Source organism: Streptomyces sp. NPDC091282 (genome assembly GCF_044757385.1).
Lineage (GTDB): Bacteria > Actinomycetota > Actinomycetes > Streptomycetales > Streptomycetaceae > Streptomyces > Streptomyces gramineus.
This window is the reverse complement of the sequence record NZ_JBIVUX010000002.1, coordinates 925,841-938,748: the sequence shown is the minus strand read 5'-3', so window position 1 is coordinate 938,748 and position 12,908 is coordinate 925,841. Positions and strand designations below refer to the sequence as shown.

Below are 12,908 nucleotides of genomic sequence, written 5' to 3'. Positions count from 1 at the left end.
GGTCCGCGCACGGCCCGGCCGGGCTCTACTGCCGGTACCCGCTCAGGAACCGCCCGATCCGGCCGATCGCGGTCTCCAGGTCGTCCGCGTGCGGGAGGGTGAGGATGCGGAAGTGGTCCGGGGCGGGCCAGTTGAAGCCGGTGCCCTGGACGACCTGGATCTTCTCCTGGAGGAGCAGGTCGAGCACGAACCGCTCGTCGTCGTGGATCCGGTGGACCTTGGGATCCAGGCGCGGGAAGGCGTACAGGGCGCCCTTGGGTTTGACGCAGCTGACGCCGGGGATCTCGTTGAGCTTCTCCCAGGCCACCGAGCGCTGCTCGTGCAACCGGCCGCCGGGGGCGGTGAGTTCGCGGATGGACTGGCGGCCGCCGAGCGCGGCCTGGATGGCGTACTGGGCGGGCGCGTTGGCGCACAGCCGCATGGAGGCCAGCATGGTGAGGCCCTCCAGGTAGTCCTTCGCGTGCTGCCTGGGGCCGGTGACGACGAGCCAGCCGGAGCGGAAGCCGGCCACCCGGTAGGTCTTGGACAGGCCGCAGAAGGTGAGGACCACCAGGTCGGGGGCGAGGGCCGCGGCCGAGTGGTGGACGGCGTCGTCGTAGAGGATCTGGTCGTAGATCTCGTCGGCGAAGACCATCAGGCCGTGCCGACGGGCCAGGTCGAGGATGCCCTCGACGATCTCCTTCGGATAGACGGCGCCGGTGGGGTTGTTGGGGTTGATGACGACCACGGCCTTGGTGCGGTCCGTGATCTTCGACTCCATGTCGGCGAGGTCCGGGTACCAGTCGGCCTGTTCGTCGCAGAGGTAGTGCACGGCCTTGCCGCCGGCCAGGGTGGTCACGGCGGTCCACAGGGGGAAGTCCGGGGCGGGGATCAGGATCTCGTCGCCGTCCTCGACCAGCGCCTGCACGGCCATGGAGACCAGCTCCGAGACGCCGTTGCCGAGGAAGACGTCGTCGACGTCCACCGCCAGGCCGAGGGCCTGGTAGCGCTGGGCCACCGCCCGGCGGGCGGAGAGGATGCCGCGGGAGTCGGTGTAGCCGTGGGCCTGCGGGAGCATCCGGATCATGTCCTGGAGGATCTCCTCCGGTGCCTCGAAGCCGAACAGCGCGGGATTGCCGGTGTTCAGGCGCAGCACGCTGTGGCCCGCCTCCTCCAGCGCGTTGGCGTGCTCGATCACCGGTCCGCGGATCTCGTAACAGACCTCGCTGAGCTTGTTGGACTGCCGGAACTCCATGCGCCCCTCCGGAAACTCGTGTTGCTTGGTTTTACCAAGTGACAGCTTGGAAAGTCCAACATCTTGTCTAGACTGCGCCGCATGTCACCTCGCCGAAGCTACGACCAGTTCTGCTCCGCGGCCCGTGCCCTCGACGTCGTCGGCGACCGCTGGACCCTGCTGATCGTCCGGGAGCTGCTGGCCGGTCCCCGCCGCTACACGGACCTGCACGCGGATCTGCCGGGGGTCAGCACGGACGTCCTCGCCTCCCGGCTGAAGGACATGGAGCGGGACCATCTCGCCACCCGGCGGCGGCTGCCTCCGCCGGCCGCGGCGTACGTCTACGAACTCACCGACCGAGGGCGCGAGTTGCTGCCGGTGATCCAGGCGCTGGGGCGGTGGGGCGAGCCCGATCTTGGCGAGCGCCGGCCCACCGACGCGGTCCGCGCCCACTGGTTCGCGCTGCCGCTGCTGCGGGCCCTCACGGGCGAGGGACTGGTCGAGGTCCGGCTCGGCGAAGGGGAGTTCCACCTGTACGCGGGAGCACAGGACGGCCCGGTGTACGGCGACGGCCCCGCGCCGCGCGAGCCCGACGCGCGGCTGCTGCTCGACACCGCCACGTGCGCGGCGCTGGCCCGCGGGGAGCTGACGCTCACGGACGCGGTACGGGCCGGACGGGTGACCGTGACCGGCGACGGCCCGCCGGCCAAGAGGCTGCGGGAGGTCTGAGACGACGGCCGGGCCCCCGCGAACGGGGGCCCGGCCATGGGGACATGCCGGATCAGACGCCCGGCGGCACCTGGCGCGGGCGGCCCGTGCCGCGGGTCAGCGCGTATCCGCCGATGCCCGCGAGGGCGGCGAGCACGCCGCCGATACCGGTCCACACCCAGCGGTCGGTCCACCAGCCGGAGGACCAGCCGTCGTCGGAACCGAAGCTGGAGAGCACGGCGGCCTTGCCGTCGTCGCTCTTGTCCGCGCTCACCGCGATGCCCGGCACCAGCGGCTTCGCCAGCGAGCCGTCCACCGCCGCCGCGCCGCCGATGTCCTTCGAGTCCACCCGCACCTCGGTGCTCACCGGCTGGCCGAGGTCGGCGTTGCCGAGGTCCACCACGGTCAGCCGGACGTAGTACGTGCCGGGCAGCGGGTCGTTGGCCCACGGCTCCGACCAGGCGCGGACGGTACGCATCACGCACGCCAGCTGCACCGTCGCGGCGCCCTGCGGGGCCGTGCGGGTCGCCGCGCCGTACTGGCAGGCCTGGCGGCGCCGCAGACCGTCGTACACGTCGAGCTGCCAGGTCTGCGTCCCGTGCGAGTCGGGCAGCTTCACCGTCGCCTTGACGTCGGGACGCTGCCCGGAGTCGGCGGGGAACGACCAGTACAGGTAGTCGCCCGTCGATCCGCTGGCGGTGGCCTGCTGCCCCTGGTCGAGCTCGGTCGCCGTACGGAAGGACGTGCCCGCCTGGGTGGGCGCGCCGCCGTCCTCGGAGGCGCTCGGGGAGGGCGAGGCGTCGTCGGCGACGGCCGGACCCGCGGCCAGCCCGACCGCCAGCAGGGCGGCGCTCAGCACACGTGTGATCGACATCAGTTGGTCCTCCAGACCGCTACCCGCCACCGCGACACCCAGCCCCACACCAGACCCGCCAGGAAGCCGGCCAGCACCAGCGCGCCGAGCAGCCACCAGCCACGGCCGAGACCGAAGGAGGCGACGTCGGACGCCTTCGACGGCCCGTCCACGACGTCCACCGTCAGCTCGACGGGCATCCCCGGGCTGGTCTTCACGCCGGACGCGGCCGAGAAGGAGTTGGTCACCTGGAGGCAGACGGTCTCCGGGGTGGTGTCCGCGTCGTCGTCGCTCTCGGCCTTCGGGTACCGCAGGCCGGTCGAGATGACGTCGGTGCGGCCCGTGCCCGACGCCTCGCCGCGCACTATCTCGCGTCCGTGCACGGTCACCGCGCGCAGCAGCACGCCGTAGTCGGGGTTGACGGCCCGGTCGGCGGCGACGCTGACCGAAGCCCGCAGCTCCTGGCCGGGGTTGACGTCGACCTTGTACCAGCGCTGCTGCCCGAACTCCTCGCGGTCGGTGTACAGGCCGGACTTGAGCGCGGGCGCCGAGGAGCACTGTCCGCTGCCGTCGGTGGCCACCGGCGTCACCACCGGATCGGCGGCCCGGTCCACCAACTGGCCGACCCGGTCGGTCAGTTCCTCCTTGTGCTGGACGGAGGTGTAGGTGCCGCCGGTCGCGTCCGCGATGCAGCTCAGCTGGTCCCGGGTCTTGGCGTCCGGTACCAGGCCGAGCGTGTCGATGGTCAGCCCGACGCCCTTGGCGGCGATCTCGCGGGCCACCTCGCACGGGTCCAGCGGCTGGCAGGTGTCCTCGCCGTCGCTGATCAGGACGATACGGCGGGTACCCGAGCCGCCCTGGAGATCGTCGGCCGCCTTGAGCAGCGCGGGGCCGATCGGGGTCCACCCGGTCGGCGCGAGCGTGGCGACGGCGGTCTTGGCCTCCGTACGGTCCAGGGTGCTGACCGGGTAGAGCTGCGCGGTGTCCTTGCAGCCGGTCTTCTTGTCGTTTCCGGCGTAGTTGGCGCCGAGAGTGCGGATGCCGAGCTGAACCCCCTCGGGCGTGGCGTCCAGCACGTCGTTGAACGCCTGCTTGGCCGCGGCCATCCGCGTACCGCCGTCGATGTCCGCCGTCCGCATGGAACCGCTGACGTCCAGCACCAGCTCCACCTTGGGAGCGGCCTGGCCGGTCTCGTCCGTCTCGTCGGCGGCCGCTCCGGCGGGGAACGCGATCCCGGCCGCCAGGGCGGCGAGCAGAGCGCAGACTCCCGCCGCCGTCCGTTGTGTTCTGATCATCGGCGGATCCTATTGATCAGAGGCGCCGGGCTCCAAAACGAGGACCGGACGGCGAAACACGAGCGGCCGGCGGGCCAACGGCGGGTGGCGGGACGGGAGGTGGCCGCTCACCCCTCCGCGGCCAGCGGATTCGGCAGCGCCGCCCACCGGTCCCCGGGCGTCTCCGGCGACAGCCGCATCAGCGTCAACGCCTTGGCCGGCAGCGGACCTTCGAGGAGGGCCGTCAGATCGGCGGTGGCCGGAAGGTCCCGTACGGCCGTCTCCAGCGCCGCCGCGAGCGCCGGCCCGGAGCCCGCCGTGCCCGCCAGGGCGCCCGCGACCAGAGAGCCGAACAGCTTGCGGCGCAGCATCGTTTCGTCGTCCGTGACCAGGCGTCCCGTCAGCTCGGGCGGGGTGATGCCGTGCCGGGTCAGACGGGCCGGGCTCAGCCGGATGTCGGCCAGGTCGCGGTAGACGAGCCGGAGCGGCGCCCCGCTGCCGGACAGCACCACCAGGAGGTTCTGGCCGTGCGCCTCCAGGGCCACACCCAGGTCCAGCAGCCGCAGCCCCACGGTCAGCGCGAGCCGGGCGAACCCGGCCAGCCAGGCGGGCGAGCCGGGCAGTCCCGTGGTGGCCAGGGCGGCCACCGGCAGGACCCGCTCGCCCGGCGCCGCGTACGTTTCCGGAGACTCGCGCAGCACGGCCGCCAGGTCGGGCGAGTCGGCGGTCGCCGCGCCCAGGGTGCGGGTGACGTGCAGGAGCCCGTCCGTGCGCGCCGCCAGGTCCGTGGCGAACGACGACAGGGTCACGGCCGCCTCGACGGAGTACGCCGAGATGTCCCGGACGGACGAGGTCAGCCGGGCGCTGAGCGCGGTCTTCACATGCGCTCCGCCGGGGAGCGCGAGGGTGCGCAGGGACATCAGCGGATGCGCGGTGCGCCAGGGCTCGCCGGGGCCGCCCTTGAGGACACGGGCCGTCTGCCACGGATGCACCGGAATCAACAGCCTCTCCCCGTCCCGGAGTTCGTCCGGCCAGTCGCCGGTCACCAGGCACTCCCCGGCCGCCACCGGCACCGTCTCCAGCCGTACCGCGGGCCGGTGCTCCGGCCCGTACGCCAGCTGGTCCGCCACCGAGAAACCGGGCCGGGAGCGGCAGTTGGGGTGGAAGGGATGCCCGTCCACGACCCGCTGCTCCCACTCCCAGTCCTGCCCGGGCCACTCCTCGCCGGCCGTCTCCCGGTCCGCCCGCGACAGCGCCAGCGAGGCCGCGCTGTGCCCGAGTTCGGCCGCGAACCCCGCCGAGTGCGGCCACCCCAGATCGGTCATCAGCAGCGCCGGATCGTCGTACGGCACCCCGTCCAGCCGTACCGCCCTCACGTACGCGTCGGTGGCGTACGGGTCCGCGTGCGGGCCGTGCAGCGCGCGTCCGTCGGCCAGCCGCAGGGCCACGCCGTGCGCGCCGCGCACCCGGCGCGCCACCCACGGCAGCGGCTCGTGCGCCAGCGCCCGCCACAGCCTGGTCAGCACCGCCGCGCGCGCCCCGGGCAGCTCGGCCGTGTACCGGGACACCAGGTCCGGCCGCGCCTCGGCCAGCTCCGTGGCGAGCTGTGTCTCGATGGGGGAGGGACGGTGCACGGTGAGGCTCCTCGCAACGGGGTTCTGCGGTCATGATGGCTGTCGAGGACAGACATACTGATCACGATCGGACTGTACGGACGCAGCGAACGAATGGAACGCGTGGATCCCGACCTCTCCAGCGACCGCATCGGCGAGCGCGCCGACGCGTACGCCGCCGCGCCCCTGCTCAACTGCCTGCTGCGGGAGGTGGCCGAGCCGCTCCCGGACGCCGGGCAGGGCGAGACGCGGGTCTACCAGCTGCCCGGCGGCGGCCGGCTGCTGCGGGTGCGCGGCGCGCGCCGCCCGGCCGCGCCCGAGGTGTACGCGGCCGGCCGCTGGCACCGCGTCGGCCACACCGAGCTGGTGAAACTCGTCGCCGAGGAGCTGCGCGCGCACACCGGGCTGTCCAACGGCGACCTGCCCGCCGAGATGATCGACAGCAGGGACGCGGTCGCCGCGCTGCTCACGGCACGCGCCCGGGCGACGGCGCCCGACGACCCGTACCTGCGCTCGGAGCAGTCCCTCATCACCGGCCATCCCTACCACCCTGCCCCGAAGGCGCGCGGCGGCGGCCCGGTCACCGCCTGGATGCCGTACGCGCCCGAGGCGCACGCCCGGTTCCCGCTGGTGCTGCTCGGGGTGCGCGAGGACCAGGTGGTGGAGGAGGGCGACACCTCGGCGCTGGACGCGGCGGCCGCCGTACCGCCGGGCTACCGGCTGCTGCCCGCCCACCCCTGGCAGCTCGACCTGGCCGGCCCGGACCTGGCGGCGGCCTTCGCCGACGGACGGCTGGTGCGGCTGCCGGAGACCGGGGCCGAGGTCTGGCCCACGGCCGCGATCCGCACGGTGTACGACCCGGCGGGCGATCTCTTCCTGAAGTTCAGCCTGGACGTCCGCATCACCAACGACATCCGCCGGCTGTGGGCGCACGACCTGCGCCGGCTGCGCCGCACGGACGCCGCCGTGACCGCCGCCTTCGCCGCCATGGAAGGACCCGCCGTCTGGCTCGGCGACCGCGGCTACCGCACCGCCCGCTTCGCCTTCGAGCAGTTGGCCGTCGTCGTCCGGGACGGGCTGCGCGGCTCGCTGCTGCCCGGCGCGACCCCGCTGCTCGCGGCCGGCCTGGTGGAGGGCTTCGAGGGCAGCCCGCCGGCCGCGGCGGCGGACCCCGGGGCCTGGTGGCGGGCGTACCTGCGCGCGGTCGTACCCCCGGCGCTCACGGCCTTCGCGGACCACGGCGTCGTCCTCGAAGCGCATCTGCAGAACACGCTGGTGGCCGTCGACGCGGACGGCATGCCGGTGCAGGCGCTGTACCGGGACGCCGAGGGCGTCAAGCTGCTGCCCGACGTGGAGCGGGCCGCCGGGTGGGAGCGGCTGGTGTACTGCCTGGTCGTCAACCACCTGATCGAGGTCGCCGCCGCGCTCGCCGAGCGCCGCCCCGGGTTCGACCCGTGGCCCGCGGTCCGCCGGGAACTGGCCCGGCACGGGCTCCCGGAGGCGCGCGCCCTGGCGGCCGCGCCGACCCTGCCCGGCAAGACGAACCTGCTGCTGCGCTGGACCGGCGCGGACGGCGCCGACGCGCGCTACCTGCCGCTGCCGAACCCGTTGGCCGCGCACGAGCCGGACGGGCCCTGACCGCACCCTCCGCCGCCGGTCACCCTCGGTTACTATGGTTGCTTCACGCCGGGGGGCGGTGACGCCGAAGGGATGGGTGGCCCGAGGACATGCTGAGAGAGGTGACCGCGACCCGCTACGTCGAACCCCTGCGGTCCGGCGGGTCGGTGCCCGGGATCGTCGAGGCCGACGACCTCGGGACGTACGTCGTGAAGTTCACCGGCTCCGCGCAGGGCCGCAAGGCGCTGGTCGCCGAGGTGATCGTGGGCGAGCTGGCGCGGGCCCTGGGACTGCGCTTCCCCGAGCTGGTCCTGGTCCGCTTCGACCCGGCGATCGCCGCCGACGAGCCGCACCAGGAGGTGCGCGAACTGCACGCGGCCAGCGCCGGGATCAACCTCGGGATGGACTTCCTGCCCGGCGCGAAGGACCTCACCCCCCAGCTCGCCGAGGTCTTCCCGGTGGACCCGCTGGAGGCCGGCCGGATCGTCTGGCTGGACGCGCTCACCGTCAACGTCGACCGTACGGTGCACAGCTCCAACCTCATGGTCTGGCCGACGTTCGGCACCGCCCCGCCGCGCCTGTGGCTCATCGACCACGGCGCCGCCCTCGTCTTCCACCACCGCTGGGACACCTCGGCACCCGAGAAGGCCTACGACTTCCGGCACCACGCTCTCGGCCGGTTCGGCCCGGACACCGCGGCCGCCGACGCCGAACTCGCGCCCAGGGTGACCGAGAAGCTGCTCCGGGACATCCTCGCCGAGGTCCCGGACGCCTGGCTCACCGACTTCGGCACGCCCGACGAGATGCGCGAGGCCTACGCCGGCTACCTGCTGGCCCGGGTCCGGGCCTCCGCGCAGTGGCTGCCCACCGACTTCCCGGGCCGCGAGCAGCTCGCCGCCGAGGAGGCCGACCGCGCGGCCCGGGCCCAGCGGGGCCGCCCGGCCTGGCTGAAGCAGGTCCCCGACCTGCACGGCAAGCCGGCGGCCCGGCAGGACTGGTCGGTGCACCTCGGATGAGCGAGAGCCGTCGCGTCGAGATCGAGTACTGCACCCAGTGCCGCTGGCTGCCGCGCGCGGCCTGGCTGGCCCAGGAGCTGCTGACCACCTTCGAGACCGAACTGACCGAACTGGTCCTGAAGCCCGGCAGGGGCGGCGTCTTCGTCGTCCGGGTGGCCGGCGAGGTGGTGTGGGACCGCAAGGAGCAGGGCTTTCCCGAGCCGACGGCGGTGAAGCGGGCCGTACGCGACCGAGTGGCCCCGGGGAAGTCCCTGGGCCACTCGGACGGATGAGTCCCTGAGGGTCAGCCGCGCAGCTGCCGGTACGCCGGCAGCGTCAGGAAGTCGGCGTAGTCGTCGTCGAGGGCGACGGTGAGCAGCAGGTCGTGCGCCTGCTGCCAGTGGCCGGCCGCGAAGGCCTCCTCGCCGATCTCCTTGCGGATGGCGTCGAGTTCCTCGGCGGCGATCTCGCGGGCCAGCTCGGGCGTGGCCTTCTCGCCGTTCTCGAACTCGACGCCCGCGTTGATCCACTGCCAGATCTGCGAGCGGGAGATCTCCGCGGTGGCCGCGTCCTCCATGAGGTTGAAGATGGCCACCGCGCCCAGGCCGCGCAGCCAGGCCTCGATGTAACGGATGCCCACCTGGACGGCGTTGACGAGACCGGGGTAGGTCGGCTTCGCGTCCAGCGAGTCGACGGCGATCAGGTCGGCGGCCTCGACGCGGACGTCCTCGCGGAGCCGGTCCTTCTGGTTCGGCCTGTCGCCGAGGACCCGGTCGAAGGACTCCATGGCGATCGGCACCAGGTCGGGGTGGGCGACCCAGGAGCCGTCGAAACCGTCGCCCGCCTCGCGGTCCTTGTCGGCGCGGACCTTCTCGAAGGCCACCTTGTTGACCTCGGGGTCGCGCCGGGACGGGATGAAGGCCGCCATGCCGCCGATCGCGTGCGCCCCGCGCTTGTGGCAGGTGCGGACGAGGAGTTCGGTGTACGCCCGCATGAACGGGGCCGTCATCGTGACCGCGTTGCGGTCCGGGAGGACGAACCGGGGCCCGCCGTCACGGAAGTTCTTGACGATGGAGAACAGGTAGTCCCAGCGGCCCGCGTTCAGTCCCGAGGCGTGGTCGCGGAGTTCGTAGAGGATCTCCTCCATCTCGTACGCGGCCGTGATGGTCTCGATCAGCACGGTGGCGCGGACGGTGCCCTGCGGGACGCCGACGTAGTCCTGGGCGAAGACGAACACGTCGTTCCACAGCCGGGCTTCGAGGTGCGACTCGGTCTTCGGCAGGTAGAAGTAGGGGCCCTTGCCGAGGTCGAGCAGCCGCTTGGCGTTGTGGAAGAAGTAGAGACCGAAGTCGACGAAGGCGCCGGGCACCTGCTCGCCGTCGACCTCGACGTGCCGCTCGTCCAGGTGCCAGCCGCGCGGCCGCATCACCACCGTGGCCAGTTCCTCGGCCGGGCGCAGAGCGTACGACTTGCCGGAGCCGGAGTCGGTGAAGTCGATGTTCCGGGCGTAGGCGTCGATCAGGTTCAGCTGGCCGAGGACGACGTTCTCCCAGGTCGGCGCCGAGGCGTCCTCGAAGTCCGCGAGCCAGACCTTCGCGCCCGAGTTGAGGGCGTTGATGGTCATCTTGCGGTCGGTGGGCCCGGTGATCTCGACCCGCCGGTCGTTCAGGGCCGCGGGGGAGGGCGCCACCCGCCAGGAGTCGTCCGCGCGGATCGCGGCGGTCTCCGGGAGGAAGTCGAGCGTGGAGGTGCGGGCGATCTCGGCGCGGCGTTCGGCCCTGCGGGCGAGGAGTTCGGCACGGCGCGGCGAGAACCGCCGGTGCAGCTCGGCGACGAAGGCGAGGGCCGCGTCGGTGAGCACCTCCTCCTGCCGGGGCAGGGGCGCGGCGTCGACGATGGCCAGCGGAGACGGCGCTGGTGCGGACATGAGCTGTCACTTCCTTCAGCGGTGGCACCGGGTGCCAGTCGTTCCGGGTAGAGCGAAGCGCACCCGATCAAGGGACGGGCGCTTCTGAACAGTGGATACTAGTTTCCTCATTGTGGAAGTTCAATGGTCTGTTGATGTCGAGATTCTCCGGGTCGAGCCAAGGTGGCGCTCGGTGCCATCCTGTTCACGCAAGGTGGCGCAGATCCGCCTCGGTGTCGATGTCGTACGGCTCGGCCGCGTCCGCGCACTCCACGAGCGCGATCTCCGCCTCGTGGGCCTTGAGGTAGGCGCGGGCGCCCCGGTCCCCGGTCGCGCTCGCGGCGATCCCCGGCCAGTGCCGGGCGCCGAACAGCACGGGATGGCCGCGCACCCCGTCGTAGGCGGCCGCCACCAGCGAGCCCTCGTCCCGGTAGCCGCCGAGCACCCGGGCCACCGCCTCGCTCCCGATCCCCGGCTGGTCCACCAGGGACACCAGCGCGGCCCGCGCCCCCGCCCCGGCGAGCGAGGCAAGACCCACCCGCAGCGAGGAACCCATCCCTTCCGCCCACTCCGGGTTCTCCACGACCACGCAGCCGGTCAGCCGCGCCCGCTCCCGCACGTCGTCCGCGGCGGCCCCCAGCACCACGTGCACCGGCCCGCAGCCGCCCGCGCGCAACACCTCGACCGCGTGTTCCACCAGGGGCCGTCCGTGGTGCGCCAGGAGCGCCTTGGGCCGCCCGCCGAGCCTTCTGCCGCCGCCGGCGGCCAGCAGCAGCCCGGCGATCTGGTCATGCGTGTCCGTCATGCGTCCTGCATACCCGACGCCGGGGCGGGCGGCCGGTTCCGCAGGGCTGAATTTCGGTCCGTGCTGTAGCGCGCGGCGCTGAGGAAGGCGTTTACTGACCGGCGTCCGGGGGGCCCGGCCACCGTCACGGGGGTGCGGGCGGGAGGGGGAGCGCTGTGCTGCGGAGCTTGGGACAGAGACAGAGGCCAGTGACCGGCGGAGACGAGGATCCGAGGGTGGCGGGACTGCGGACGGCGGTCTCCCGGCTGCGTCGTGAACTTGCCGCGCATCCGGCCGAGTTCACGGACCGCGCGATAGCCGAGGACGAGCTGGCCGCCCTCGCCGCGATGGCCACGGGCGGCCTGCCGGAGATCCCGCGCCTGCGCCGGTCCCTGTTACTGATCGCGGGAGCCATCGGGTCGGTGAGCGCGCTCTCCCGGGGCCTGTCGGAGGTGCGCCGGGCGGTGGACCTGTTCGGCGAGACACCGGGCCGCTGACCGCCCGCGAACGGCAGGGGACCCGCCCGGGTGCGGATCGACGACCCGGACATAACCCGCGCCCGCCCGGTTCACGCCGGTTCCGAGAAAGGTGCGGGGCGGCCGTGCGCGGGTGCGGTTCCGGTGCGTGGCGGCGGCCGGCCGCGGGGTGACGCGCGCCGGCGTGCCGTGACCGCTGTGGGGTGCCCCCTGCCGACGTGCCGTGACCGGCCGGGGGCGTGACCCGTGCCGGGCGGGGTACGCCGGTTCCGTGAAGGGTGCGGGGCTGCCGTGCGCGGGTTCCGGTGTGCGACGGCGGCCGGCCGCGGTGTGACGCGCGCCGGTGTGCCGTGACCCGCTGCGGGTTAACCCCTGCCGGCGTGCCGTGACCCGCCGGGGCGTGACCCGTGCCGGGCCGTTGTGCGCCCGGCGCCCGGGTCCCGCTGCGCTCCGGCGTCTCAGGCTCCCGAGTTCACCAGTGCCTGGGACAGTTCGACGGCCACCTGCTGGAGCACCGGCACGATCTTGCCGGTCGCGGCCTCGGTGACCCGCCCGGCGGGTCCGGAGATCGAGATGGCGGCCGCCGTCGGCGAGTCGGGCACGGACACCGCGAGGCAGCGCACCCCCACCTCCTGCTCGTTGTCGTCGACCGCGTACCCGAGCTCCCGCACCTCCGCCAGAGCGGCCAGGAACCCCTCGGGCGTGGTGATCGTCTTCTCCGTGGCGGCCGGCATCCCGGTCCGCGCCAGCAGCGCCCGCACCTCGGCGTCCGGCACGCTCGCCAGCAGCGCCTTCCCCACGCCCGTGGAGTGCGGCAGCACCCGCCGGCCCACCTCGGTGAACATCCGCATCGAGTGCTTCGACGGCACCTGCGCCACGTACACGATCTCGTCGCCGTCGAGCAGCGCCATGTTCGCCGTCTCGCCGGTCTCCTCGACCAGCCGGGCGAGGTAGGGCCTGGCCCAGGTGCCCAGCAGCCGGGACGCCGACTCGCCGAGCCGGATCAGCCGGGGCCCGAGCGCGTACCGCCGGTTGGGCTGCTGGCGCACGTAGCCGCAGGCGACCAGCGTGCGCATCAGCCGGTGGATCGTCGGCAGCGGCAGCCCGCTGCTCGCGGACAGTTCGCTCAGGCCCACCTCGCCGCCCGCGTCCGCCATCCGCTCCAGCAGATCGAAGGCGCGCTCGAGGGACTGGACCCCGCCGCTGCTGGACTTGGCGGAGTCGGTGGTGCTGGCGCTGGACGTCGGCACGGCGCGTTCCTTTCGGGGCTGCCTTTCGGGCCGGGCAGAAGAGCAGAAGCCTACCCGGCGGCCGGTTGACGCCCTGCTTGTGCGTAGCTACGTTCTGCTTGACGGAATTATAATTCCACTTTGTGGAAAGGTCCAGAGGTGGCGCCCCCGCGGCCCAGGGAAGCAGTGTGCCCTTGACGTCACGGAAGCGGGAGTGAAGACTCCTTCAACAGAACGTTG

General features: G+C 73.2%; 12 protein-coding genes. 5 read left to right on the top strand and 7 right to left on the bottom strand.

Going from position 1 to position 12,908, the window contains the following annotated elements; genetic code table 11:
* Positions 1-25: 25 nt before the first annotated feature.
* Positions 26-1,234, bottom strand: a complete 1,209-nt coding sequence (locus ACIQOE_RS11270) for a pyridoxal phosphate-dependent aminotransferase (protein ID WP_365576887.1) — start codon at positions 1,232-1,234, stop codon at positions 26-28.
* 81 nt (positions 1,235-1,315) lie between these two features.
* On the opposite strand from ACIQOE_RS11270, the gene ACIQOE_RS11265 reads away from it, so the two are divergent.
* On the top strand, positions 1,316-1,942 hold the full coding sequence (locus ACIQOE_RS11265) for a winged helix-turn-helix transcriptional regulator (protein ID WP_401411036.1): 627 nt from the start codon (positions 1,316-1,318) through the stop codon (positions 1,940-1,942).
* Positions 1,943-1,994: 52 nt separating this feature from the next.
* On the opposite strand, the gene ACIQOE_RS11260 is transcribed toward ACIQOE_RS11265, so the two are convergent.
* From ACIQOE_RS11260 to ACIQOE_RS11250, 3 genes are all read right to left on the bottom strand, one after another.
* Positions 1,995-2,795, bottom strand: a complete 801-nt coding sequence (locus ACIQOE_RS11260) for a hypothetical protein (RefSeq protein ID WP_351315574.1) — start codon at positions 2,793-2,795, stop codon at positions 1,995-1,997.
* Positions 2,795-4,069 carry a VWA domain-containing protein gene (locus ACIQOE_RS11255; protein ID WP_351315571.1) on the bottom strand — a complete coding sequence of 425 codons (1,275 nt, stop codon included), beginning with the start codon at positions 4,067-4,069 and terminating at the stop codon, positions 2,795-2,797. The genes ACIQOE_RS11260 and ACIQOE_RS11255 overlap by 1 nt, the downstream gene beginning before the upstream one ends.
* Positions 4,070-4,176: 107 nt before the next feature.
* On the bottom strand, positions 4,177-5,682 hold the full coding sequence (locus ACIQOE_RS11250) for an IucA/IucC family protein (protein WP_401411032.1): 1,506 nt from the start codon (positions 5,680-5,682) through the stop codon (positions 4,177-4,179).
* Positions 5,683-5,775: 93 nt separating this feature from the next.
* On the opposite strand from ACIQOE_RS11250, the gene ACIQOE_RS11245 reads away from it, so the two are divergent.
* From ACIQOE_RS11245 to ACIQOE_RS11235, 3 genes are all read left to right on the top strand, one after another.
* Positions 5,776-7,299 (top strand): IucA/IucC family protein, encoded by a 1,524-nt coding sequence (locus ACIQOE_RS11245; protein WP_401411030.1) that lies wholly within the window; start codon positions 5,776-5,778, stop codon positions 7,297-7,299.
* A gap of 89 nt (positions 7,300-7,388) precedes the next feature.
* The gene (locus ACIQOE_RS11240) at positions 7,389-8,294 is read left to right on the top strand and encodes a HipA family kinase (RefSeq protein ID WP_351937297.1); all 906 of its coding nucleotides are present in this window, start codon (positions 7,389-7,391) and stop codon (positions 8,292-8,294) included.
* On the top strand, positions 8,291-8,566 hold the full coding sequence (locus tag ACIQOE_RS11235; RefSeq protein WP_351315516.1) for an Rdx family protein: 276 nt from the start codon (positions 8,291-8,293) through the stop codon (positions 8,564-8,566). Before ACIQOE_RS11240 ends, ACIQOE_RS11235 begins: the two co-directional genes overlap by 4 nt.
* 11 nt (positions 8,567-8,577) lie before the next feature.
* Here ACIQOE_RS11235 and aceB read toward each other — a convergent pair whose 3' ends face one another.
* Both aceB and ACIQOE_RS11225 read right to left on the bottom strand, forming a co-directional pair.
* Positions 8,578-10,200 (bottom strand): malate synthase A, encoded by a 1,623-nt coding sequence (aceB, locus tag ACIQOE_RS11230; RefSeq protein WP_401411027.1) that lies wholly within the window; start codon positions 10,198-10,200, stop codon positions 8,578-8,580.
* A 184-nt stretch (positions 10,201-10,384) separates the two neighbouring features.
* Positions 10,385-10,984, bottom strand: coding sequence for a nucleotidyltransferase family protein (locus ACIQOE_RS11225; RefSeq protein WP_365576927.1), 600 nt, complete (start codon positions 10,982-10,984; stop codon positions 10,385-10,387).
* Between the two features lie 188 nt (positions 10,985-11,172).
* On the opposite strand from ACIQOE_RS11225, the gene ACIQOE_RS11220 reads away from it, so the two are divergent.
* Positions 11,173-11,460, top strand: a complete 288-nt coding sequence (locus ACIQOE_RS11220; protein ID WP_351315507.1) for a DUF5955 family protein — start codon at positions 11,173-11,175, stop codon at positions 11,458-11,460.
* Between the two features lie 437 nt (positions 11,461-11,897).
* Here ACIQOE_RS11220 and ACIQOE_RS11215 read toward each other — a convergent pair whose 3' ends face one another.
* A complete protein-coding gene (locus tag ACIQOE_RS11215) occupies positions 11,898-12,689 on the bottom strand; it encodes an IclR family transcriptional regulator (RefSeq protein ID WP_351315504.1) in 792 nt (263 codons plus the stop codon).
* Positions 12,690-12,908 lie beyond the last annotated feature (219 nt).